We start from the raw sequence: 23333 nt of genomic DNA on the forward strand, positions 1-23333 counted from the left end.
TAGTCTTGCGGGATGGCGAACTTGCTGCTGGCGGCGACACCGCTCGGGGAGCCCGCGGATGCCTCGCCCCGATTGCGTGAGGCGCTGGCCAAGACGGCGGTGGTGGCCGCCGAGGACACTCGTCGTGTTCGGGCGCTTGCCAAATCGCTGGATGTGCAGATCAGCGGGCAGATCATCAGTTTCTACGACCAGAACGAGGCCAGCCGTATCGAGCCGCTGCTGGCTGATCTGGAGGCCGGGTACGACGTGCTGGTGGTCACCGACGCTGGGATGCCGTCGATCAGCGACCCGGGGTATCGCTTGGTGGCCGCCTGCGTGAAACAGGGGATACCGATTACGTGTCTTCCTGGGCCGTCGGCGGTGACGACGGCGTTGGCCGTCTCGGGGCTCCCAGTGGACCGATTCTGTTTCGAGGGATTCGCACCCCGTAAACAGGGGGCGCGGAGGCGCTGGCTCGCCGAGCTAGTGGCCGAACCCCGTACCTGTGTGTTCTTCGAGTCGCCTCGGCGGCTGAGGGAGACCCTGGCCGATGCGGTGGAGGTGCTGGGGCCGGAACGCCGCGCCGCGGTATGCCGTGAGCTGACCAAGACTCATGAAGAGGTGTTGCGAGGCACTCTGCGCGAGTTGGCGGTCTGGGCCGAGGGCGACGTGCTCGGAGAGATCACCGTGGTGCTCGACGGCGGTCGCCCCGCCGTCCCCGAGATCGACACCCTGGTGGCCAGGGTGGAAGAGCTGATGGACGACGGTATGGGGTTGCGGGAGTCCTGCGCGATGGCGATTGGCGAATCCGGCGCGACGCTGTCGAGGCGCGATCTTTACGACGCGGTGGTCAAAGCACGGGCTTGAGTGCCGCGATCGCAGTGAGGTCGACCGTGGCGGCCGCCTTGTGCAGACACTCCCGCCACTCCGCGTCGATATCGGAGTCGGCGGTGATACCGCCTCCCACACCGAGCACCGCGGTGCCGTCGGGTGCGATCTCCACGGTGCGGATCGCGACGTTGAGCTCCAGACCGGCCGCGGGAGAGAGCATGCCGACGGTGCCGCAGTACACCCCGCGGTGATCCGATTCCCATTGGCGCAGTAATTGGCGTGCACGGGTTTTGGGCGTTCCGGTTACCGAGGCGGGCGGGAACGTGGCGGCCAATAGGTCGCCGGCGGTGGCCTCTAAGGGCACCTGGGCGGCGACAGTGGACACCAGATGCCACACACCGGGTGCCGGGTGGACGGCGAGAAGCTCGGGAACTGTGACGGTTCCGGTGACGGCGATGCGCCCGAGGTCGTTGCGCACCAGATCGGTGATCATGACGTTCTCGGCGACATCCTTGACCGAGGTCAACAGCGCGGCGGGGTCCTCGGTCGCGGCCAGGGTGCCCTTGATGGGGCTGGAACGGACGTCGGTGCCGTTGCGGCGCAAGAACAATTCGGGTGATAACGAGGCCACGGCGCCCCAGGCACCGGAGACGAATGCGGCGCGGTCCGGTGCGGTCTGGGTGATCGCGTCGGCGAAAAAGTCCACGGGGTCGCCCGCCAGTGCACCGCGGAACTGCGTGCACACACAGGCCTGGTAGACCTCCCCGGCCGCGATGGCCTCCAGGCAGCGGCTGACGGCAACGCGGTGATGCTCACGGTCGGGAGCCGTCCAGTCGATGAACCACGGCGCAGGATCGCAGGGGTGGGTCAGTGCGTGAAGTATCCACTCCGGACATTCCTCATCCAGAAGGCTTTCGTACCACCAGCATTCGTTGCCATCTAGCCGTAGCACCGCATCGGTCCAGCCGCCGGCGGCGGCCGGGAGTCGTCGTGCGCGGCCATCGGCGGTCAGGTCCGGATATCCGAGGAAGCCGATCCAGCCGCCGCCCACCGCGCCCGGTGGAGCAGAGTCTATATGAGAAGTCTTGCTGCTGAACGCTTGTTGTGGCAGAACCGGGTGTGCGGACAGCGACGGGGAGATGATCGCCCGTGAATCGAACCAGGATCCGATCAAGGCCGCGGGTGCCGGACGTCCCGTCGCGCGGGTGGCGCCGGCAAGGGCGCGCAGCACGGCCGCTGGCGCACCGAGGTTGCCGAGCTGCTGGACGCGCACGGTGCAGTGCTCTTCGCGCAAGCGGCTCATCGACCTAGTTTCGCAGACCCTTCACCAGGATCGCGCGGGTGTACAGCAGTGAGAAGCCCTGGCGCTGGGTGTTCTGCTGGGACTTCGACCCGGGCTGGGTGGTCACCACCGCCAGGTCCGCACCATCGCGGGCGGCCTCGTGAAGTCGGGTGGTCAGCAGTGCCGTCTGGATACCGTGCCGGCGGTGTGGGGCGGCGGTCGCCGCACCGTTGAGCTGGGCTACCCCGTCGAGGATGCGCATGCTTGCGCCGCCGGCGACCGCGCCCTCGCGCAGGGCGATGTATTGCCGCTCGCCCGGCACCGTGGACAGTGCGGCGATCGCGCGGGAAAGCACCTCGCGCGGAAATGATTCGTGCGAGGCCACGCCGTGGTCATCGGGTACCGCGAACCCGTCGACGACCACGTCGAGCCAGCGGGCCAGCTCATCGGTCTCGCTGTGACGCACCGTGATGCCGTCGGGAATCGCTGGCGCTGGGGCATCGGCCAGGGGGAGTCCGAGGACATCCTCGAAAGACACCAGCAGGTAGCCCCGTGCGGTGAGCAGCTCACAGATCGCGGGGTCGGCCAGGCTCGCGATTTCGGCCTGCACCGGGGTATCCCGTTCGGCGAACTCCCACTCGACGGCGTCGAGCTCGGATTCGCTTGGCACACCGCTGAACCCGAGTCCGACGAGTTTGTTCATCGGAGAGTCCGGTCCGGCGTATGACGCGATGCCCCCGGCCAGTGGTATCACCAGGCCGCCATCGCACCTTGCGGTTCCCGCGGCGATGGTGTCGGCTTCGGCACGTTCAATGCGCGCGGCAGTTTCGATATCACAGAACACGCCGGTGATTGTGTCCGATGAACCGCCCGGACCGCCACCGGGTTATCTGCTGATGTGACGCGCTGTTTCGGCTGTAGCCAGCTTGTCGGGGTTGCGGATCGCGAAGACGTGCGCGACCTTGCCATCCGCGATCGAGACGGCCAGTACGGCGTCGAGACGTCCTTCGCTGTAGATCAGCAGGGCAGGCGTGCTGTTGTAGGTGCTCAGCTCCACGCGGACATCGGGGAACGCGGCGGCTGCCCGCGAAAGTCCGATGGCGACGCGCGCCACTCTGTCGGCCCCGTAGACCGGACGCCGTGCGGCACTGACCTTGCCGCCGCCGTCAGATGTCCACACCGCATCGGGGGCAAGCATTTCTACTAATGCGTCGACATCGCCACCCGCCGCGGCCAGCAGGAATTTGGTGGTCAGTTCCTCGGCCTGCTGGTCGGTGGGGGTGAACCGGCGTCGGCGCGACTGCACGTGCTCTCGGGCACGGTGCGCCATCTGACGCACCGCGGACTCCGATTTGCACACGGTGGAAGCGATTTCGGAGTAGTCGAAGCCAAAGACCTCCCGCATGACGAATACGGCCCGCTCGTCCGGTGCCAAGGTTTCCAACACGACGAGCATCGCCATCGACACCGATTCGGCCAGGACCAGATCTGTCGAGGGGTCCGCGGCGTCGCCCTCGAAGGTCACCCGCACCGGCTCCGGTAGCCACGGTCCCACATACTCCTCGCGCCGACGGCTGTTGGCGCGCAAGGTGTTCAGTGATTGGCGGCTGACAATCTGCGACAGGTAGGCCTTGGTATCGCTGACCGTGTTCAGATTCACCTGCGCCCACCGCAGATAGCTCTCCTGCAGTACGTCATCGGCCTCCGTGGCGGAGCCCAACATCTCGTACGCGATGGTGAACAGCAGCGGGCGCAGGTGGGTGAACAGCTCGGCGTGAGCGGCATCGGTCACCGCTACGCCTGCACCTTGAGGGCTTCGGAGCGCTTGCCGCCTTGCGGCCAGTAATAGGCCTTCGGATGCTTGGCGGCCTGTTTCAGGAAGTAAACCGTTCCGCGGCAGACCATTTCCTTGATTGCGGCACCGGTCCGGCCACCGATGAACAGCTTGCGCGGTGTGTCGTCGGCACGTGAAGTCTGGATGACGGCGGCACGACGTCCGATGCTGACGTTCTGCCCGACGAAGATCTGCCCGCCCGCTACCGGCTGCAGACCGTCCACCAACGCCAGCACAGTCTTGACCGCCCGTGCGGCCAGCGGCCCAGCGGCCTGGCAGCTCATCCGCAGCGGCACGCCTGAGGGGCTGACCGCGTCACCGGCCGCGACGATGCGGGGATGGTCGACACTGACCAGCGCCTCATCGGTGAGCAGTCTCCCCAGCGCGTCTGTCCGCAGTCCGCTGTCGGCGGCCAGCCGCGGTACGCCAAATCCGGCGGTCCACACCGTCAGCGCACTCGGCAGTTCGCGCCCATCGGACAGCGTCACGGTGTCCTCGTCGACCCCGACGACCGTGGCGGGTGCCAGCACCTCGACGCCCAGCTCTTCCAGCTGCTTGGCGGCCGCGCGCCGGGCCGGTTCGCCGATCGAGGGCAACAGTTGCTTACCGCAGACCAGGGTCACCCGACGGTCCGCTTCGGCGAGTTCACCGGCCAGCTCGACACCGGTAAGGCCCGCACCGACGACCACGATCGGTGCCTCAGGTGCCAACCGCTCATAGCGGGCGCGTACCTGCTGGGCGTGTTCGAACTCATTGATGGACAACGCGTGTTCTGCCACGCCCGGGATGTTGGGAGTTGTTGTGGTGCTGCCCACGGCGTACACCAGATAGTCGTAGGGCAGCACCGCACCCGAGGCGAGCTCCAGCTTGTGGGCGCCGGCATCGATGTGGGTGACCTTGTCGACCACGAGGCGGATGGCCGGATTGAGCAGCTGGTCGTAGTCGACCGTCGCACCCCGGTTACCGGCAACCAGCTGGTGCAGGCGGATCCGTTCGACGAAGTGGGGTCGCGGGTTGACGAGGGTCACGGTCAGGTTCTTGTTGGCCAGCAGTTGGTTGGCCGCCAGGGTTCCCGCGTAGCCCCCGCCGATCACGGTCACATTCGTGTTCTCGGTCATTTCGGTGACTTCCTTTCGGTCGCTGATGCCCTCAAGACACCGGTGCGATGAAATCTGTGACAGACCGTGACCGGGATCACGTATGACCTACTTGGACACCTGATACTTCGGGAACACGCCCGTCGGTGCGGGGAGGCTCACGCCAGCCTTCAGCCGGGTTCCGATGGCGGCGAAGTCCCGCTGATCTTCGGACTGGCCCAAGAGGTCCAGCAGCTTGGCCGCGGACTCGGGCATGACCGGCTGCGCCAGCAGCGCGACAATGCGCACCACCTCCAGCGTGGTGTACAGGACGGTGCCGAATCGCTGTTGATCGGCCGCGTCATCACTCTTACCCAGTACCCATGGCTCCTGGGCGGAGAAGTAGCGGTTACTCGCGCTCAGCACCTGCCACATCGCCTCAAGTGCGAGATGCATCGCAGGTACCTCGAAGTGTGTGCGCGCCTGTTCTAACAGGCCGTCAGCGGCCGCGAGCAGTTCGGTGTCCTCAGTGGTGTACTCGCCCGGCTCCGGCACGATTCCGCCAAGATTCTTGGCCACCATCGACAGCGAGCGTTGCGCCAGATTGCCCAGCTCGTTGGCCAGATCGGCGTTGATCCGCCCGATCAAGCCGTCCTCGGTGTAGCTGCCGTCCTGGCCAAACGGAACCTCACGCAGCAGGAAGTACCGCACCTGGTCCAGCCCGAAATGATCGATCAGATCGACTGGGTTCACTACATTGCCGATCGACTTGCTCATCTTCTCGCCCTTGTTGGTGAGGAAGCCGTGCGCGAAAACCCGTTTCGGCAGCTCGATTCCGGCCGACATCAGGAACGCCGGCCAGTACACGGTGTGGAACCGGATGATGTCCTTGCCGATCATGTGCACATTGGCCGGCCAGTACCGCTGGAACAGCTCTGAATCGGTGTCGGGATAACCGGCACCGGTCAGATAGTTGGTGAGGGCGTCCACCCACACGTACATGACGTGGTCGGGATGGTCAGGTACCTGCACTCCCCAGTCGAAGGTGGTCCGGGAGATGGACAGATCGCGCAGACCACCTGAGACGAAGCTGACGACCTCGTTGCGCCGTACTACCGGGCCGATGAACTCCGGATGCGCCTCGTAATGTGCCAGCAGCTTGTCCTGGTACGCCGACAGTCTGAAGAAGTAGGAATGCTCCTCGGTCCACTCGACGGGGGTACCGCTTTCGGTGGCGGTGCGGGTTCCGTCGGCGGCGACCGTGGTCTCGGCGTCCGTGTAGTACGCCTCGTCGCGCACCGAGTACCACCCCGAATAGGTGTCTAAATAGATGTCACCGTTGTCGGCCATCCGGCGCCAGATCGCCTTGGATGCCTCGTGGTGATCGGGGTCGGTGGTGCGGATGAACCGGTCGAACGAGATGTTGAGCTTGCGCTGCAATGCCTCGAAGACATCGGAATTGCGCCGCGCGAGCTGCGCCGTCGGGATTCCGGCCGCGGTGGCCGCCTGCGCCACCTTCAGACCGTGCTCGTCGGTGCCGGTGAGATACCGCACGTCGAAGCCGTCCAGCCGTTTGAAGCGGGCGACGGCGTCGGTCGCGACGTACTCGTACGCGTGCCCGATATGCGGTTCACCGTTCGGGTAGGCGATGGCGGTGGTGATGTAGAAGGGGCTAGAAGAGTTCGGCCCAGAAGAGTTCGGAACAGATGATTCAGGCATGGTCTGAGCAACTTTATAGACTGGTGTTCTGATGACGCCCGGCAATAAGAGGCAAGCCCCGCCTAATCCCGAGCCGCTGGCACCCCTCATCGATGCCCACACCCATCTGGATGCGTGCGGTGCGGTCACCGGCGATGACGTACGAGCCATCGTCGACCGCGCCGAGTCCGTCGGCGTGGGGCGCGTGGTGACGGTGGCCGACGACCTCGAGTCGGCCCGATGGGCGGTGTCGGCCGCTGCCGGAGATCCACGGGTGTACGCCGCTGTCGCCTTGCATCCCACCCGTGCGGGCGACCTCACCGACAGTGCGCGCGAGGAGTTGGAGAAGCTGGCCGCGCATCCCCGCGTCGTCGCGATCGGGGAGACCGGTGTGGACCTCTATTGGCCGGGCAGATTGGAGGGCTGCGCGGAGCCGTCGGTTCAGCGCGACGCATTTGCTTGGCACATTGAGCTGGCTAAGCGGACGGGCAAGCCGCTGATGATTCACAACCGTGACGCGGACGCCGAAGTGCTCGATGTGCTCAAGTCCGAGGGCGCGCCGTCCTCGGTTATCTTCCACTGCTTTTCATCGGACGCCGAGATGGCGAAGAAGTGTGTCGCTGAGGGCTGGATTCTGAGTTTGTCGGGGACGGTGAGTTTCAAGAACGCGCGGGCGCTGCGGGAGGCCGCTGTGCTCATTCCTGACGGACAACTGCTGGTAGAGACCGATGCGCCCTACCTGACACCCCATCCTTATCGGGGTGCGCCGAATGAGTCGTACTGCCTGCCGTACACCGTCCGGGCCCTCGCTGACATAACCGGGCAACACCCCGAGCGATTAGCGGCCGCGTCCACCGCGACGGCATTGAGGGTGTTCAAGATTGTTGATGAGTTGCCTCCGTGCGATGCTTTCGTTACCGTGTCGTGATCAGATCGCCGGGTTTCGTCACCGTTGACATCCGGTATCGACGCACCGAAACGAACGCAGGAATCTCCTACTCGTGAATGCACTGACGAAGCTCAACGCAACGCGATCGCCCTTGCTACGCGCCCTTGTGGCCGCCCTGCTGGTGGTGATCGGCGCGGGCGGTGGCTACGCCATCGCTGCGCATAAGACCCTGACTCTCAACGTCGACGGAAACGCCATGACGGTCACGACCGTCAAGTCACAGGTGTCCGAGGTCCTCGCCGACTATGGATACGCGCTGTCCGACCGCGACGATGTCGCTCCCGCCAAGCACGATTCGGTGAGCGACGGCGACACCATTGTTCTCAAGCGCTCGCGTCCGCTGGACATCTCCGTGGACGGGCAGGGCACCCAGCAGGTCTGGACCACCGCCAACACGGTGAACGACGCGCTGTCTCAGCTGTCGATGACCGACACCGCTCCGACCGCCGCCACCCGCGGCAGCCGTCTCCCGCTGGAGGGCATGTCGCTGGCGGTGGTGAGCGCCAAGACCGTTCAGCTCAACGACGGCGGCGTGATCAGCACCCCGCGCATCGCCGCCCCGACCGTGGGAGCGCTGCTGGAGGCCACCGGTAACCCGCTGCAGCAGTTCGACACCGTCGATCCCGCACCGAGTACCCCAGTGACGGCCGACATGCCGATCACCGTGACGCGCATCCGGGTCTCCACGGTGACCGAGCAGGCCCCGTTGGAGCCGACCCCGCAGAAGATCGAAGACGCCGAGATGAACATGAGCCGGTCGGTCGTCGAAGATCCGGGTGCTCCCGGATCCCAGGACATCGTGTACTCGGTGCTGTCGGTCAATGGCCGCGAGACCGGACGGATGCCGGTGTCCAACAACGTGCTGACTCCTGCTCGTAACTCGGTGCTCCGGGTTGGCGCCAAGCCCGGCACCGAGGTTCCCACCGTGACCCGTGGATCGGCGTGGGATGCGCTGGCTTCGTGTGAGGCCGGTGGCAACTGGGCCATCAACACGGGTAACGGTTTCTACGGTGGTGTGCAGTTCGACTACGGAACGTGGCTGGCGCACGGTGGTGCCAAGTACGCACCGCGTGCCGATCTCGCGACGCGCGAGGAGCAGATCGCCATTGCCGAGAAGACGTTGGCCGTGCAGGGTTGGGGAGCTTGGCCAGTGTGCAGCGCGAGGGTCGGTGCCCGCTGACCATCAGGCTGCTCGGCCGCACCGAGATCCGACAACTGGCCAAGGATCTCGATTTCCGACCGACAAAGACGCTGGGCCAGAACTTCGTTCACGACGCCAACACCATTCGCCGGATTGTGTCGGCGTCGGGTGTGGGTAAAAGCGATCATGTCATCGAGGTTGGGCCCGGCCTGGGCTCGCTGACACTGGGGCTACTCGACAAGGGCTGCACGGTGACGGCGATCGAGGTGGATCCAGTGCTGGCGCGTCGCCTTCCGGCCACCGTCAAGGAACACTCGCACAGCGAGTTCAACCGGTTCTCGGTGATTCACCAGGACGTACTGAAACTCACCCCCGCCGATATCTCCGGGGAACCCCCGACGGCGATGGTCGCCAATCTGCCGTACAACGTCGCGGTGCCGGCATTGCTGCGGATTCTTACCGAATTCGACTCGGTGAAGACCCTTTTGGTGATGGTCCAGTCCGAGGTTGCCGATCGGCTGACGGCCGAGCCGGGTTCCCGGATCTATGGTGTGCCGAGTGTCAAGGTGCGCTACTTCGGCAAGGTGAAGCGTCTCGGCACGGTGTCTCCTGCGGTGTTCTGGCCGATTCCGCGGGTGTACTCGGGTCTGGTGCGCATCGACAGGCATCCGGACGCGATATGGCCTTCCGATCCGGGGTTCCGCAAGGAGCTCTTCGATCTCATCGACATTTCATTCGCCCAGCGCCGCAAGACCTCTCGTAACGCATTCGCCGAATGGGCGGGGTCGGGTGACGAGTCGGCGCGTCGGCTGTTGGCCGCCAGCATCGACCCGGCGCGTCGCGGTGAGACGTTGGACGTCGCCGATTTCGCCCGCCTGCTGGAGCGTTCGGCGATCGTCTAGGTTCTACTTGTCACCGAGGTTGGGCGGGTCGTCCATCATCGGCGTCTCCGCGATCACCGGATACTGCCCGGTGTAGCCGACTCGCTCACGTGCCAGCTGCATGACTCGTTCCCTGGACAGGTACCAGCCGATGGTGAGCAGCGGCGTGAAGATCGCCAGAGCCACCAGATTCCAATAGTTTTCATAACACATGAGCGCCAACACCAGCACCAGGAAGACCAGCGTCGCGTATCCGGTGTAGGGGGCCCCGGGCATCTGGAACTTGCCGCGCCGAAGGATGCCGCGTTGCGACCATTGGTAGAGCCGCAGCTGACAGATGACGATGGTGGCCCACGAGGCGATGATGCCGAGCGCGGCCACATCCAGGGCGGTCTCGAATGCTTTGGCCGGGATGACCATGTTCATGAAGACGCCGACCACGGTGAAGCATGCGGTGAGCGCGATGCCGGCAAAGGGAACGCCATTGGATGTCATGCGGGACAACAGCTGTGGTGCGCTGCCGTTCATCGACATGGATCGCAGAATGCGGCCGGTGCTGTACAGGCCAGCGTTGAGGCTCGACAGCGCGGCGGTGAGCACCACGAAGTTCATGATGTCACCGGCGTACGGCAGACCCACCCGCGAAAAGAACGTCACGAATGGGCTCTCGCCCTCCCTGTAGAGGGTGTACGGCAGCAGCAGCGCCAGCAGAATCAATGAGCCGACATAAAATACGGCGATGCGGACGATCACGGCGTTGATAGCCTTCGGCATGACCTTCTCGGGATGTTCCGTCTCGCCCGCTGCGGTGCCCACCAGTTCCACTGAGGCATAGGCAAAGACCACCCCGGAGGTGACCACCACAAGGGCCAGTAATCCGGTGGGAAAGAGCCCGCCGTTGTCGGCGAGTATCGAGGGTCCGGTGGTGGCGCCCTCGACGGTGAACCGCCCCGCCAAGAACACAATGCCGACAATCAAGAAGGCCACCAGTGCAACGACTTTGATGAGTGCGGCCCAGAACTCCATCTCGCCGAACAGCTTGACGCTGATCATGTTCAGGGTGAGCACGATGACCAGGGCGATCAGCGCGATGGTCCACTGCGGGATGGCCTTGAAGCTGCCCCAGTAGTGCATGTAGAGGGCAATGGCGGTGACGTCCACGATCGAGGTGGCCGCCCAGTTGACGAAGTACATCCATCCGGCGATGTAAGCGGCCTTCTCCCCGAGGAATTCGCGCGCATACGACACGAAGGAACCTGAAGACGGGCGGTGCAGTACCAGCTCGCCCAGAGCGCGCAGCATGAAGAAGACGAACACACCGCAGACGGCGTACACGAGCCACAGGCTTGGTCCGGCTTCGTGTAAACGTTTTCCGGCGCCCATGAACAGACCCGTGCCGATGGCACCGCCGATGCCGATCATCTGGACTTGGCGGTTCTTCAGACCCTTGTGATATCCCTCGTCCTCACGCGCGAGGCCCGACGTATCGTAATTAGCTGGAGATGCCATGGGGCGACGGTACCGGGGATTAGGTCATCGCGTGTGTCAAAAGTGTTATGAACTCCGTACATGTCGGATAGCGGTTTAACGGATCCTTGGCCATGGCCTTGGCGACGATGGAATCGAAAGCCCGCGGGATGTGCTTATGGCGGTACGAAATAGGCCAGGGTGTGGCGTTGAGATGCAGGTCGGCGAGCTTCATCGCGGTGCGTGCCGTGAACGGGGGTTTGCCGTCGAATAGCTCAACCGCGGTGCAGGCCAGCGCGTATTGATCGGTGGCCGCCGTCACAGGTTGCCCGCGCAGCACCTCGGGCGCGGCGTAGGGCAGCGAGGTTTGCACGACGGGCCGGCGCGGTCCGTCCGCGAAGACGAGCTCTTGGGCGACGCCGAAATCGGTGAGTACGGCGCTACCCGAGTGCCTGCGCATGATGTTGGACGGCTTCACATCGCAATGCACCACCTCGGCTTCGTGGATGTAGTCGAGCGCTCCGGCGATCTGTTGCAGGGCAGACAGTTTGATCGGCATGATCCAGCTCTGATCCGTGCCCACCAAGTCATTCGCCGAGCCGCCGGTGAGCGCCTCCATGGCCAGCCAGTCCTCACCGCGCTCGTAGACCGTGATGATGCGGGGATGTGAGAACCGTTGGGCCAATTCGAATTCTCGGTGCAATCGGTCGATGTTCTCCGGATTTCGATGCCGCGGATCCAGCACCTTCAGCGCGACCGTAAGCGCGTCCTCGTCATCGTCACGGTGTGCGAGGTAGACCTGTGCCGTCCCGCCACGGCCCGCAAGGGAGTCGATGACGTAGCCGTTGAATTCGCCACCTGGTACAGGCATGTACCGAGGGTGTCATGAGTCGCGCAGCGTAGTGGCGGATTTCGGCTTAGTGCGCGTGTCTGGGGAACTCCGAAGACGGGTCTGGTCCCGCACCGACCGGCGCCGGGGGCGGCGTTACGTCTGCCGCCGGCTGCGGTGTTCTCGGCGGTGGCAGCGGCCGGGTGCGCACGTTCAGCGGCCACCAGAACCAGCGGCCCAGCAGGGTCGCGATGGCCGGTGTCATGAACGACCGCACCACCAGGGTGTCGAAGAGCAGGCCCAGACCGATGGTGGTACCCACCTGGCCGATGATGGTCAGGTCGCTGATGGCCATGGCCATCATGGTGAAGGCGAAGACCAGGCCGGCGGAGGTCACCACGCTGCCGGTACCGCCCATCGCCCGAATCATGCCCGTCTTCAAGCCACCCGGCAGTTCTTCCTTGAGCCGGGAGACCAGTAGCAGGTTGTAGTCGGAGCCCACGGCGAGCAGCACGATGATGGCCATTTGCATGACCATCCAGTGCAATTCCTGGCCCAGGATGTACTGCCAGATGATGACCGACAAGCCGAATGAGGCGCCCAGGGACAGCAGTACCGTGCCGACGATCACCAGCGAGGCCACGAAGCTACGCGTGATGAGCAGCATGATCAGGAAGATCAGGCACAGCGCGGAGATGCCGGCGATCATCAGGTCGTAACGGGCGCCGTCGGACATGTCCTTGAATGTCGCTGCGGTGCCGCCTAGTTCGATCTTGGCGTCCTCAAGGGGAGTGCCCTTGACGGCTTCGATCGCGGCCAGCTTGATGGGTTCGATGTGCGAAAGGCCTTCGGGCGACGTGGGATCACCGCGATGCGAGATGATCATGCGCAGCGTCTTGCCGTCGGGGGACAAGAACATCTTGAGACCGCGCTTGAAATCCGGGTTGTCGAAGATCTCCGGCGGCAGATAGAACGAATCGTCGTTCTTGGCCTTGTCGAAGGCCCTTCCCATGGCGGTCGAGTCCTTGCTGGTCTCGTCCTGCAGGTCGTACATGCCCGCCATGGTGCTGTGCATCGTCAGCATCATGGTCTGCATCGATTCCATGAGCGGGATCATGTCGCGCATGTCCGCCACCATCTGGGGCATGATGACGTCCATCTTCTCCATGGAGACGACCATGCCGTCCATGTTCTCGGTGAGTTCGTCGATCTTGTCGAGCACCTCGAAGATCGACCGGAACGCCTGACAGATCGGGATATCGAAGCAGTGCTTCTCCCAATAGAAGTAGTTCTTGATGGGGCGGAAGAAGTCGTCGAAGTTCTCGAGGCTGTCCCGCATGTCGTGGATGGTGCCCTGCAGGGTGTGCATTTCGACGATCATCTGGTGCATCACGCCGGTGAGTTCGGTCATGTTGGCCAGCATCTTTTTCATGGTGGCCACCATGAGTCCCATTTGGTCGGCTTGGACCTTCATGTCGGCCATCCGGTCCTTCATCAGCTTCAGATTCTGAACTTGGCCGACGCCTTGGGCGCTGATGAGGAAGGGGATGGAGCTATGTTCGATCGGGGTGCCCTGGGGGCGGGTAATCGCTTGCACGCGTGCGATACCCGGAACCTTGTAGACGGCCTTGGCGAGTTTGTCGATGACCAGGAAGTCCGCGGAGTTCCGCATATCGTGATCGGATTCCAACACCAGCATTTCCGGGTTCATCCGGGCCGGGTCGAAGTGCCGGTCGGCGGCCTGGAAGCCCTGATTCGCGGGGATGTCCTTGGGGATGTACTTCTTGTCGTCATAGCTGGTCTGGTAGCCGGGAAGTGCGGCCAGACCGATGATGGCGATCGCCATCGAGGCGGCCAGGATCGGGCCGGGCCAGCGCACAATCGCGGCGCCGATGCGACGCCAGGAGCGAATGCGCATGGCGCGCTTGGGTTCGAATAGCCCAAAGCGGCTTCCGATGGTGATCAGCGACGGTCCCAGGGTGAGGGCGACGGCCACGGCGGTCAGAACCGCCACGGCACAGGGCACGCCCATGGTCTGGAAGTACGGCATGCGGGTGAAGCTCAGGCAGTACATGGCGCCGGCGATCGTCGATCCCGTGCCCACGATGACATGGGCCGTGCCATGGAACATCTCGTAGTAGGCGGCTTCGCGATCCAGCCCCTTGACTCGGGCTTCCTGATATCGCCCGATCAGGAAGATGGCATAGTCGGTTCCCGCCGCGATGACTAGCACCACAAGGAGATTCACCGCGAAGGTGGACAGCCCGATGATGTGGTTGTCGCCGAGCACCGAGATCATTCCGCGTGCGGCACCCAACTGAATGCCCACCATGAGGAGCACCATCAACACGGTGAAGATCGACCGGTAGAAGAACAGCAGCATCACGATGATGACGATGAAGGTCAGTCCGGTGATCTTGATCATGCTGCTGTCGCCGGCATGGGCCAAGTCGGTCTGCAGCGCGGCCGGGCCGGTGACATAGACCTTGAGCCCGTCCGGCATCGGCTTCGCGTTGCCGCGCTCATCCGTCGTCAGTTTCTTGATGGCGTTGCGGACGGACTCGATCGATTCGTTCGCGAGCGTCTCGCCCATATCGCCGGCGAGGTTCAGCTGAACGTAGGCGGCCTTGCCGTCGGTGCTTTGCGCACCGGACTCGGTGAGCGGATCGCCCCAGAAGTCTTGGACGTGCTGAACATGCTTGGTGTCGGTGCGCAGTTGCGACACCATCTCGTCGTAGAACTTGTGCGACCCGGGGCCCAGCGGTTGGTCGCCCTCCAGCACGATCATGGCTGCGCTGTTGGAGTCCGACTCTTGGAAGAGCCGCCCCATGTTCTTCATCGCCTTCATGGACGGCGCGTCGGAGGGGCTCAGCGAAACGGTGTTCTCTTGAGCTACCTGCTCGAGCTGGGGCGCCGAGAGAGCGAGGGTGACGACGACCGCCACCCAGCCGATGACGATGGGGATCGAGAGGCGCCGGATCCATTTGGCCAGGAAGGTGGGCTCCCCGTTGGCGTGTGCCCCGCTCATGCGGACTTCACAAAGCAGTAGACGTAGGCGCTCACCTCGTTGGTATACCTCTCGTCTTTTACTTCGCCATTGGCCGTGATGCGGCAGCCCAGTTCATCGGCATTGCGGGTTTGCGCCAGGATGTTTCCCGTCATCGACGGTGCCGTCGTGATGATCTCAATCGACCACGGTAGCGTCGCCCCGTTGATCTGGTGGGGCTCCCCTTCTTTGTCGATGTAGTTGATGTCGGCGATGGTTCCTGGCGGGCCGTAGATGTCGTAGACCACATGCTTGGGCTTGGAATTGTTTTTGTCGTCGGTCATGCTGCCGGCGTAAGTGGGCAGCTGATGAGAGCCGAAGATGCCGCGAATTCGCCATACCGCGAAGCCTGCGATGGCGAGCACGAGCACCATCACCACCGGGATCCACGCCCGCTTCAATACGCTGAGAATCGCAGGACCCCTTCACCCGTTGCTGTCGACCAGATCGATTACCGGAAAATACATGGAGCCTTCGCGCCTAACGCATAACGCATAGCGTGTGCGTTACAGCAACCTACCAGCGGGTAAGAGTGCCCGCAAGTCACGCGCCGTGCGTTATCTTGAGACGGATGACACACCTGAGTTTCCGGCGCGCACGTTCTGAGGAGAACAAGCGTCAACGTGCGGCAACGATCGTGGAAGCCGCGCGTTCGCTGGCGTCGGAGTCCGGTGTCGCGTCGGTCACTCTCACCGGTTTGGCCCATCGCGCAGGTGTGCATCATTCCGCGGTACGCCGCTACTTCAGCTCCCATAAAGAGGTGCTGTTGCGGCTCTCGACCGAAGGCATGACCGCGCTTGCCGAGTCCGTGTGCTCGGCATTGGACGGTTCACAAGAGCGGTCGCCCGCAGACGTCGGTGCCGTGCTGTCGAGTTCTCTCATCGCAGCGCCGCTGTTCTGCGATCTGCTGGGCAGCCAGTATCTGCATCTCGAGCACGAGGTGGAGCTCGACCATGTCCGTGAGGCCCAGCGTGCCAACCAGGCAGCCGCGATGACGATCGTCGACGCGATAGAACGTGCGGTGCCGGAGATCGACCGCAAGGGTGCGCTCGACATCGTCACGTCGGCCTTCGCGCTGGCCGGGATGCTGTGGCAGTTCACGCATCCTCCCGAGGGGCTCGAACACGATTTCGGCGAAGAGCCAGGCTTTCCGGAGGATTGGGACACCGATTTCGCCAGCACGCTGACGCGGCTGCTGACCGCCACGTGCATCGGGGCCGCGAAGAGGCCTTAGGCCTCGAGGTGCTTCTCGAACCAGTGGTGTGCGTACTTCTCGTCGTTGAACGCGGCGATCTCGGCGTAACCCGCCGAGTGGTACATAGCGATCGCCTCGGTGAGTGCCCGATTGGTGTCCAGGCGGACCGTGCGGGCGCCGTGCGTCATCGCCTGCCGCTCCAGTTCGGCGAGAATTCTTTTCCCGAGGCCCATGCCGCGGACGTTGGGGGAGATCCATACCCGTTTGATCTCGGCTGCTTCGATGATGTGACCAGCGTTTCTGAGCAGCTTCAGTCCGCCGCAGCCGACGGGCTCCTCGTGCAGGGTTGCGACGAGCAGCATTCCGGCGGGGGCGGAGAGTTCGGCATCGCCGGCGGGCAAGGCCAGCGCCGGGTCGAACCCGTTTTCGAGCCGGGCGGCAATCTCCTCAAAGTAGGCACGAATGCAGTACCGGGCCTCGGGTGAGCGGGTGTCCATGATGGCGATCTGAACCTGCGAGGCCACGAAGAGCCGCTCGACCTCGGCCATGGCGTCGGCGAGCCGTTGCCGCTGGTTAGTGCTGAGCGGTTCCAGGATCGACCGTGCTAGGTCATCGGAGCGGCGATCGAGCTCGGACAGTTCGGCGCGGCCGGCGCCGGTGAGGCGCGCGGTGCGCACCCGGGTATCGCCGTCCGCGGTGCTCACCTCGATGAGTCCGCCGCCTTCCAGTGCCCGCAACAATCTGCTGAGGTATCCCGAGTCCAGGCTCAGGCGGGCGCGCAACTCGCGGATATCGCATCCCCCCGAAGGCCCTGAGCCCTGGGTGCCGATCTCCCACAGCACCCGCGATTGCCCCAGCGGGCGGTCTCGGGCGAGGTATTCGCTCTCGAGGACGCCGATCCGTTGCGTGACGGTTCTGTTGAAGCTGCGTAGGCCGTCGACCAGGGCATCTGTCATTTACCTGACTTTAGTCAGGTAAAGCCGCGATGTCTCCGTTGTTTGACGGGTAACGGCCAATCGCGCCGCTAGAACGTACCCTCATGGGCGTGTCAGAGACCGTCTCCGATTGGGTGCCCACTGGCGCGGTGACCGTTCGGGCGCCCGGCAAGGTCAATCTGTACCTCGCCGTCGGAGATCTGCGCGAGGATGGCTATCACGAGCTGACGACCGTTTTCCATGCGGTATCGCTGGCCGATGACGTCACGGTTCGGGATGCCGACGTGCTCTCCGTCGATGTCGTCGGGCAGGGCGAGGGTGTGGTGCCCACGGACGAGCGCAACCTGGCCTGGCAGGCTGCCGAGCTCTTCGCCGATCACGTCGGCCGCGCCCCGGACGTCTCTATTTTCATCAACAAGGACATCCCGGTCGCGGGAGGTATGGCGGGCGGATCTGCCGATGCGGCCGCGGTGCTGGTCGCGATGAACGAGCTGTGGCGCGCCGGTGTGCCGCGCCGCGATCTGAATCACCTGGCCGCTCAGCTGGGCAGCGATGTGCCGTTCGCGCTGCACGGGGGAACCGCCCTGGGCACAGGCCGGGGCGAGCAGCTGGCCACTGTGTTGGCACGCAACGTCTTTCACTGGGTGTTCGCCTTCGCCGATGGCGGATTGTCCACGCCGGATGTATTCCGGGAGATTGACCGGCTGCGTGAGAACGGTGATCCGCCACGGCTTGACGAGTCCGACGAATTGCTCGGTGCACTCGCTGCCGGTGACGCGCGCCGGCTGGCGCCGCTGCTGGGTAATGAACTGCAGGCCGCCGCGGTGAGCCTCAATCCCGGTCTGCGGCGCACGCTCCGCGCCGGGGAGTCTGCGGGCGCCCTCGCCGGGATCGTGTCCGGTTCTGGCCCTACCTGTGCGTTCTTGTGCGCCTCGGCCGAGGGTGCGGTGCAGGTAGGCGCCGAGCTGGCGGGCGCCGGTGTGTGCCGGACCGTCCGGGTGGCCAGCGGGCCCGTGCACGGTGCGCAGGTCATTCGGGGCCGCAGCGACGGCTAGACACGCCGAGCAACGCGACACGCCGAACGGCCAGATCACAGTAGGTTTGGCCGTCGATTAAGAAAAGCCTAAGATGCTACGGGACCATAAGAAGGCACCCGGACTGTCACCTGAACGATATGAATCCGCTGCTAAAGGCACTGCGCGCGCCTACTACGCGTCGCGGCAGCTGTGGCGGACTATCCGATAAGGACGCGTGACTCGCCCAACAGGCCTAGGCCAGGAGGAACTGTGAGCAGGTTTACCGACGAGCTGTACGCCAACGCACTGTCCAGCTCCAAGGGCATGGTCACCGGCGAACCCGACACTCCTGTGCGCCACACCTGGAAGCAGGTACACGAGCGCGCCAAGCAGCTGGCCGGTGGTTTGGCTGCTGCGGGTGTTGGGCCTGACGATGCGATCGGCATGTTGGTGGGCATGCCCGTCGAGATCGCCCCGGCGATCCAGGCCGTATGGATGCGCGGTGCCTCGCTGACGATGCTGCACCAGCCGACCCCGCGCACCGACCTGGCGGTGTGGGCCGAGGACACCCTCAAGGTCGTCGACATGATCGGCGCGAAGGCCGTCATCGTGTCCGCGCCGTTCGACGCCGCGACTCCGGTGCTGGAGGACAAGGGTGTCATCGTCGTCCAGGTCAAGGATCTGTGGGATGCCGATCCGATCGAACCCCTCGTTGTCGACGAGGACGCCGTTGCGCTCATGCAATTAACGTCGGGGTCGACTGGTTCCCCGAAGGCAGTCAAGATCACTCACCGCAACCTGTATGCCAACGCGCACGGCATGTATGTCGCCTCCAAGTACAATCCCGAGTCCGACGTGATGGTCAGCTGGCTGCCGCTGTTCCACGATATGGGCATGGTCGGCTTCCTCACGGTGCCGATGTTCTTCGGTGCCGAGCTGGTGAAGATCACCCCGATGGACTTCATGCGCGATGTTCTGTTGTGGGGCAGGCTGATCGACAAGTACAAGGGCACGATGACGGCCGCCCCGAACTTCGCCTACTCGCTGTTGGCCAAGCGGCTGCGCAACCAGGCTAAGCCGGGCGACTTCGACCTGTCGACGCTGCGGTTCGTACTCTCCGGTGCCGAGCCGGTGGACCCGGCGGTGGTCGATGACCTGTGTGATGCCGGAAAGCCGTTCGGCTTCAAGTCCTCTGCGATGGTCCCCGCCTACGGAATGGCGGAAACTGCTCTGGCCGTGTCCTTCTCGGAGGTTGAGGCCTCCGGTCTGATTGTCGACGAGGTAGATGCCGACCTGTTGGCCGCGCTGCGTCGGGCCGTTCCCGCTACCCGCGGAAACCTCCGTCACCTGGCGACGCTGGGACCGCTGTTGCCCGGTATCGAGGCGCGTGTCATCGATGAGGACCTGAATGTGCTGCCCCCGCGCGGCGTCGGCGTGATCGAGTTGCGCGGCGAGTCGGTGACACCCGGCTACGTCACCATGGGTGGATTCCTGGCTGCGCAGGACGAAAACGGTTGGTACAACACGGGTGATCTTGGCTATCTGACTGAAAGAGGCCACGTGGTGGTCTGCGGACGCGTCAAGGACGTCATCATCATGGCGGGCCGGAATATCTATCCGACCGATATCGAGCGTGCGGCCGGTCGCGTCGAGGGTGTGCGGCCGGGTTGTGCGGTCGCCGTGCGCCTGGAGGCCGGAGTCGACCCCAAGAACCAGCGCGAGACCTTCGCGGTTGTGGTGGAGTCCAACGCATTCGAGAACGCGGACGAGGTTCGTCGGATCGAGCAGCAGGTCGCGCACGAGGTTGTGGCCGAGGTCGATGTGCGACCACGCAATGTGGTGGTGCTCGGGCCGGGCAGCATTCCGAAGACCCCGTCGGGCAAGCTGCGCCGTTCGACCTCGGTGGCCCTCGTCATCTAGGTGCTGACGCCTTCGCTTCGCGCGCCGAGCCGCTCCGCTAGCACTGCGGCTCCCTCGCCACTGAGGTGCGCGAGCATCTTTGGCCTGCCGGCCAGGACCGAGGCGAGCGCTGCGGCCGCGCCTTCGACGACCGGCCCCGAATTTCCGTGAGCCCAATGCGCATCCGTCGCACGCAGCCGGAGCCCTCGCGCGGTGAAATATGCGGGTACGAACGGATTGGGCAGCTCTACTTGGGTATTGAGCACCTTGACGAGAATCTCGGAGCGTATCGACGACGTGCGCTCAAGCGCGAACAGGATGTCGAGTTCGTGGACCACGTGATCGCCCAGTAGCAGGGTGCGTGGAAACACCTTGCCGATCCCGATGGGTTGGTCGATGAAGCCGCGATACTCGTTCAGAAGTTCTGTGGGTGCGTAATCGGCGGCCAGAGTCCTTGCCGCATAGGTGTTCTCCCGATCGAATGACCGTCGGCGGATCATGCCCGCGGTGATATCGCGCACCGACGCACTGCGCCCGACCACCAAATGCGCCAGTACTTCATGATTTGACCATTCCGTGCACAGGCTGGGCCGCAACCATTCCTCCACAGTGAGATCCTGCGCGGCGGCCAGGAACCGCAGGTCATTGCCGCGCAGGAGGTCAGCGGCCGACATGCAGGTGATCCTGAAGAAACAGGGTTTGATCGGCGAGGGCTCGTTCCAGCACCGGCGGGTGATAGATATCGAAATGGTCGGATTGGTAATGGAACTCGACACCGCGCGGTGCACGACGGGCCGCCTGCTCGGCGTATCGGGGATCCATGAGTCCCTCGTGGTCGCAGACGCACACCATCAGCGGTGCGCCGATCGCGCGCGACCGCCCCAGCGCGGTGGTGAACACCAGCGCGCAGGCATCGGCGGCCGCAATCCGATTGTCGAACTCGTGACCCGGTGGGCAGGTCGACTCCCAACCCGCCAGGGCGCCACGTGCGCTCACCAGCGCGAGGCTTCCCGGTGGCCCGACGATCGGCACGTATCGTCTCGATCGGCCGAATGCCTTGCGCAGCAGATCCTCAACGATCGGCGGTCCCAGCCGCAGCATCGACCAGAGGCTGGAGGTACGCGCGGCACCGGGCCCGTGCACGATCGGGCATTGGATGATCGCGGCGGCGAGGTCGCTGCGGGCGGCGGCCACCAGTGCGACGTGCATGGCGCCGAGACTGGTGCCCCACAGCGCGATGCGTGCATGGTCGACGTCCGGGTGGGCCTGCAGGACGGCGATGGCTGACTCGACATCGTGACGCTGGCCGCGCATCGAGAACTGCTGGCGCGGGGATCCTTCCGAGCTGCCGGTGTATCGGTAATCGAATGCCAGCGTGGCGATGCCGGCCGCCGCGAAATGCTGCTCGTACTGCGGCAACATCATGTCGTGGGTGGCCCCCAGGCCGTGCACCAGCACCATCGCGGGGTGCGGGCCGGGTCCTGCGGGGCGGGTGAGCCACCCTGTGCACCGGATGCCGCCGGAGGAGAACGTGAGGCGCTCTGTGGTTGATGTGGTCATCGCGAGGACCTTCCATAGGTACGATGTACGTGTATGGCGAGACTGCAATACGTACGATGTACTTGTCAAGGGGATGAATGAAAGCACGCTTTACCCGGGACGAAATAGCCATCACCGCGCTGGAGCTCGTGGATGCCAGGGGGCTGTCGGCGCTGAGCATGCGATCATTGGCGACGGCGCTGGGCACCGGGCCGATGACGCTCTACAACTACGTCACGGACAGAGAAGGCCTGGAAGAGTTGGTCGTGACGGCCGTGCTCGCCACGGTCGCGGCACCCGGGTCATCTGCGGATTGGCGCGCCGATGTCGAACGGATCGCCCGTGGCATCTGGATCGCGGTGGGTAAGCACCCCGCCGCCATCCCGTTGGTGCTCACGCGCCGGGTGTCCTCGCCAGCGGGGTTCGCTGTGATCGATGCGCTCATCGCCGCGTTGGGACGCGGCGGGCTCGATGGGGAAAGCCGGCTGGCGGCCTTCCGGGCGGTGTTGGGTTTTGCGCTCGGCTCCGCACAGGCCGGTTTGGGGGCCGACCCTCAGGGAGCGGCCACGCAGATTAGCGCGGTGGCTGGCGACGACTATCCGAATGTGGCGGCGCTCGCCGAGGTAGCGCAACGAACCAGCCCTACAACCGAATTCGAGCTCGGTATCGCCATGCTGCTCGATGGCATCGCGATGCGGGCGCGCTAGTCACTCAAACGGCACGGGTGGCATCCTGACCACCTGGGCGGCGTAGCTCAGTCCGGCGCCGTATCCGATGAGCAGGGCCAGGTCGCCCGGCTTGGCGGCTCCGGTCGACAGCAGGCCCTCCATGGCCAGCGGAACCGACGCGGCAGAGGTGTTGCCGGTGTGCTCGATGTCGTTGGCGATCACCGCATCTGAACGCAGATGCAGGTTCTTGGCGAGCAATTCGTTGATCCGGCTGTTGGCCTGGTGCGGCACGAAGACGTCGATATCCTCGGGGCCCACCTTGGCTGCCTCCAGGGCGCGCTGCCCCACCTTGCCCATTTCGAATGCGGCCCAACGGAATACTGAGGTTCCCTCGATGCGCAGATAGGGGCGCGGGCCCTCCGGGTCGGGCGCCGCCGCGAAGTCCATCCAGTCTATGTCCTGACGAATGGCGTTGGCCTGACTGCCGTCGCTGCCCCACACCGTGGGGCCGATGCCCTGTTCGGCGGTCTCGCCGACGACGACCGCGCCGGCCCCGTCGCCGAAGATGAAACAGTTGCCCCGATCGGTCATATCCAGTGCGGGGGAGAGCTTTTCCGAGCCGATGACCAGCACCTTGCTGGCGCTGCCACCGCGGATCATGTCGCCCGCCACGCCCACCGCGTATCCGAACCCGGCGCAGCCCGCGGACAGGTCGAACGCCGGGACACCCTGGGCTCCCAGCGCGGTGGCGACGGCCGGGGCGGATGCCGGCGTCTGCAGGTAGTGGGTGCTGGTGGCGACGATGACGGCGTCGATCTCGGCGCCGGTCAGCAGGGCGTTGGCGATGGCCTTGCGTCCGGCCTCGATGGAGAGGGTTTGGGCGGATTCGTCGTCGGCAGCGAACCGGCGGGTCTTGATACCGGTGCGGGTGTAGATCCACTCGTCCGAGGACTCGATGTGCTCGCAGATCTCTTCATTGGTGACGACGCGTTCGGGACGGTACGCGCCCAGGCTGAGCAGGCCGATCTTGTTGACGCCGGTGATCTCCGCGATGTCGGTCATGAGGAG

Annotated in this window: 21 protein-coding genes; 8 read left to right on the top strand and 13 right to left on the bottom strand. The window is 64.5% G+C overall.

Translation table 11 applies throughout. From position 1 onward, the window contains the following. The first annotated feature begins 12 nt into the window (after positions 1 to 12). Complete coding sequence (gene rsmI, locus B4383_RS10015; protein WP_078290553.1) at positions 13 to 846, top strand: 16S rRNA (cytidine(1402)-2'-O)-methyltransferase; 834 nt, start codon at positions 13 to 15, stop codon at positions 844 to 846. Here rsmI and B4383_RS10020 read toward each other — a convergent pair. The 5 genes from B4383_RS10020 to metG all read right to left on the bottom strand — a co-directional run bounded on the left by B4383_RS10020 (position 830) and on the right by metG (position 6721). Then, complete coding sequence (locus tag B4383_RS10020; protein WP_078290621.1) at positions 830 to 2083, bottom strand: aminodeoxychorismate synthase component I; 1254 nt, start codon at positions 2081 to 2083, stop codon at positions 830 to 832. The two genes, rsmI and B4383_RS10020, sit on opposite strands and share 17 nt — an antisense overlap. A 34-nt stretch (positions 2084 to 2117) precedes the next feature. Continuing rightward, a complete protein-coding gene (locus B4383_RS10025; protein WP_078290554.1) occupies positions 2118 to 2936 on the bottom strand; it encodes a GNAT family N-acetyltransferase in 819 nt (272 codons plus the stop codon). A 42-nt stretch (positions 2937 to 2978) separates the two neighbouring features. Further along, positions 2979 to 3884, bottom strand: a complete 906-nt coding sequence (locus B4383_RS10030; RefSeq protein ID WP_078290555.1) for an RNA polymerase sigma-70 factor — start codon at positions 3882 to 3884, stop codon at positions 2979 to 2981. A 2-nt stretch (positions 3885 to 3886) separates the two neighbouring features. Further along, positions 3887 to 5044, bottom strand: a complete 1158-nt coding sequence (locus tag B4383_RS10035) for an FAD-dependent oxidoreductase (RefSeq protein ID WP_078290556.1) — start codon at positions 5042 to 5044, stop codon at positions 3887 to 3889. A gap of 87 nt (positions 5045 to 5131) precedes the next feature. Then, positions 5132 to 6721, bottom strand: coding sequence for a methionine--tRNA ligase (gene metG, locus B4383_RS10040; RefSeq protein ID WP_078290557.1), 1590 nt, complete (start codon positions 6719 to 6721; stop codon positions 5132 to 5134). A gap of 31 nt (positions 6722 to 6752) precedes the next feature. On the opposite strand from metG, the gene B4383_RS10045 reads away from it, so the two are divergent. From B4383_RS10045 to rsmA, 3 genes are all read left to right on the top strand, one after another. After that, entirely contained in the window at positions 6753 to 7628 is an 876-nt protein-coding gene (locus B4383_RS10045; RefSeq protein WP_078290558.1) for a TatD family hydrolase, read from the top strand. Positions 7629 to 7701: 73 nt separating this feature from the next. Next, positions 7702 to 8829 carry a resuscitation-promoting factor gene (locus B4383_RS10050; RefSeq protein ID WP_139360667.1) on the top strand — a complete coding sequence of 376 codons (1128 nt, stop codon included), beginning with the start codon at positions 7702 to 7704 and terminating at the stop codon, positions 8827 to 8829. Further along, positions 8802 to 9692, top strand: a complete 891-nt coding sequence (gene rsmA, locus B4383_RS10055; protein WP_078290559.1) for a 16S rRNA (adenine(1518)-N(6)/adenine(1519)-N(6))-dimethyltransferase RsmA — start codon at positions 8802 to 8804, stop codon at positions 9690 to 9692. The genes B4383_RS10050 and rsmA overlap by 28 nt, the downstream gene beginning before the upstream one ends. 3 nt (positions 9693 to 9695) lie before the next feature. Here the strand turns inward: rsmA and B4383_RS10060 are convergent, their stop codons facing one another. Genes B4383_RS10060 through B4383_RS10075 form a run of 4 tightly spaced genes read right to left on the bottom strand, consistent with a single transcriptional unit; the run spans position 9696 to position 15414 of the window. After that, positions 9696 to 11180, bottom strand: a complete 1485-nt coding sequence (locus B4383_RS10060) for an amino acid permease (RefSeq protein ID WP_078290560.1) — start codon at positions 11178 to 11180, stop codon at positions 9696 to 9698. 19 nt (positions 11181 to 11199) lie between these two features. After that, positions 11200 to 12009, bottom strand: a complete 810-nt coding sequence (locus B4383_RS10065) for a serine/threonine-protein kinase (protein ID WP_078290561.1) — start codon at positions 12007 to 12009, stop codon at positions 11200 to 11202. A 46-nt stretch (positions 12010 to 12055) separates the two neighbouring features. Next, complete coding sequence (locus B4383_RS10070; RefSeq protein WP_078290562.1) at positions 12056 to 14995, bottom strand: RND family transporter; 2940 nt, start codon at positions 14993 to 14995, stop codon at positions 12056 to 12058. Next, on the bottom strand, positions 14992 to 15414 hold the full coding sequence (locus B4383_RS10075) for an MmpS family protein (RefSeq protein ID WP_139360669.1): 423 nt from the start codon (positions 15412 to 15414) through the stop codon (positions 14992 to 14994). The genes B4383_RS10070 and B4383_RS10075 overlap by 4 nt, the downstream gene beginning before the upstream one ends. Positions 15415 to 15584: 170 nt before the next feature. Here B4383_RS10075 and B4383_RS10080 point away from each other — a divergent pair, with 170 nt between their 5' ends. Beyond that, on the top strand, positions 15585 to 16247 hold the full coding sequence (locus B4383_RS10080) for a TetR family transcriptional regulator (RefSeq protein WP_078290563.1): 663 nt from the start codon (positions 15585 to 15587) through the stop codon (positions 16245 to 16247). On the opposite strand, the gene B4383_RS10085 is transcribed toward B4383_RS10080, so the two are convergent. Then, positions 16244 to 17164, bottom strand: a complete 921-nt coding sequence (locus B4383_RS10085; RefSeq protein ID WP_078290564.1) for a helix-turn-helix domain-containing GNAT family N-acetyltransferase — start codon at positions 17162 to 17164, stop codon at positions 16244 to 16246. The two genes, B4383_RS10080 and B4383_RS10085, sit on opposite strands and share 4 nt — an antisense overlap. Before the next feature lie 83 nt (positions 17165 to 17247). Here B4383_RS10085 and B4383_RS10090 point away from each other — a divergent pair, with 83 nt between their 5' ends. Further along, on the top strand, positions 17248 to 18198 hold the full coding sequence (locus B4383_RS10090; protein WP_078290565.1) for a 4-(cytidine 5'-diphospho)-2-C-methyl-D-erythritol kinase: 951 nt from the start codon (positions 17248 to 17250) through the stop codon (positions 18196 to 18198). Between the two features lie 231 nt (positions 18199 to 18429). Beyond that, positions 18430 to 20079, top strand: coding sequence for a fatty acyl-AMP ligase (locus B4383_RS10095; RefSeq protein ID WP_078290566.1), 1650 nt, complete (start codon positions 18430 to 18432; stop codon positions 20077 to 20079). Here B4383_RS10095 and B4383_RS10100 read toward each other — a convergent pair. Together B4383_RS10100 and B4383_RS10105 are read right to left on the bottom strand one after the other, a co-directional pair. Next, positions 20076 to 20732 carry a maleylpyruvate isomerase family mycothiol-dependent enzyme gene (locus tag B4383_RS10100; protein ID WP_078290567.1) on the bottom strand — a complete coding sequence of 219 codons (657 nt, stop codon included), beginning with the start codon at positions 20730 to 20732 and terminating at the stop codon, positions 20076 to 20078. The genes B4383_RS10095 and B4383_RS10100 overlap by 4 nt on opposite strands. Beyond that, a complete protein-coding gene (locus B4383_RS10105; protein ID WP_078290568.1) occupies positions 20719 to 21618 on the bottom strand; it encodes an alpha/beta hydrolase in 900 nt (299 codons plus the stop codon). The genes B4383_RS10100 and B4383_RS10105 overlap by 14 nt, the downstream gene beginning before the upstream one ends. A gap of 77 nt (positions 21619 to 21695) precedes the next feature. On the opposite strand from B4383_RS10105, the gene B4383_RS10110 reads away from it, so the two are divergent. Continuing rightward, entirely contained in the window at positions 21696 to 22304 is a 609-nt protein-coding gene (locus B4383_RS10110) for a TetR/AcrR family transcriptional regulator C-terminal domain-containing protein (RefSeq protein ID WP_078290569.1), read from the top strand. Here B4383_RS10110 and B4383_RS10115 read toward each other — a convergent pair whose 3' ends face one another. Then, positions 22305 to 23327 (bottom strand): beta-ketoacyl-ACP synthase III, encoded by a 1023-nt coding sequence (locus tag B4383_RS10115; RefSeq protein WP_078290570.1) that lies wholly within the window; start codon positions 23325 to 23327, stop codon positions 22305 to 22307. Between the last annotated feature and the right edge of the window lie 6 nt (positions 23328 to 23333).

The organism is Mycobacterium sp. D16R24 (genome assembly GCF_002013385.1).
Taxonomy (GTDB): Bacteria; Actinomycetota; Actinomycetes; order Mycobacteriales; family Mycobacteriaceae; genus Mycobacterium.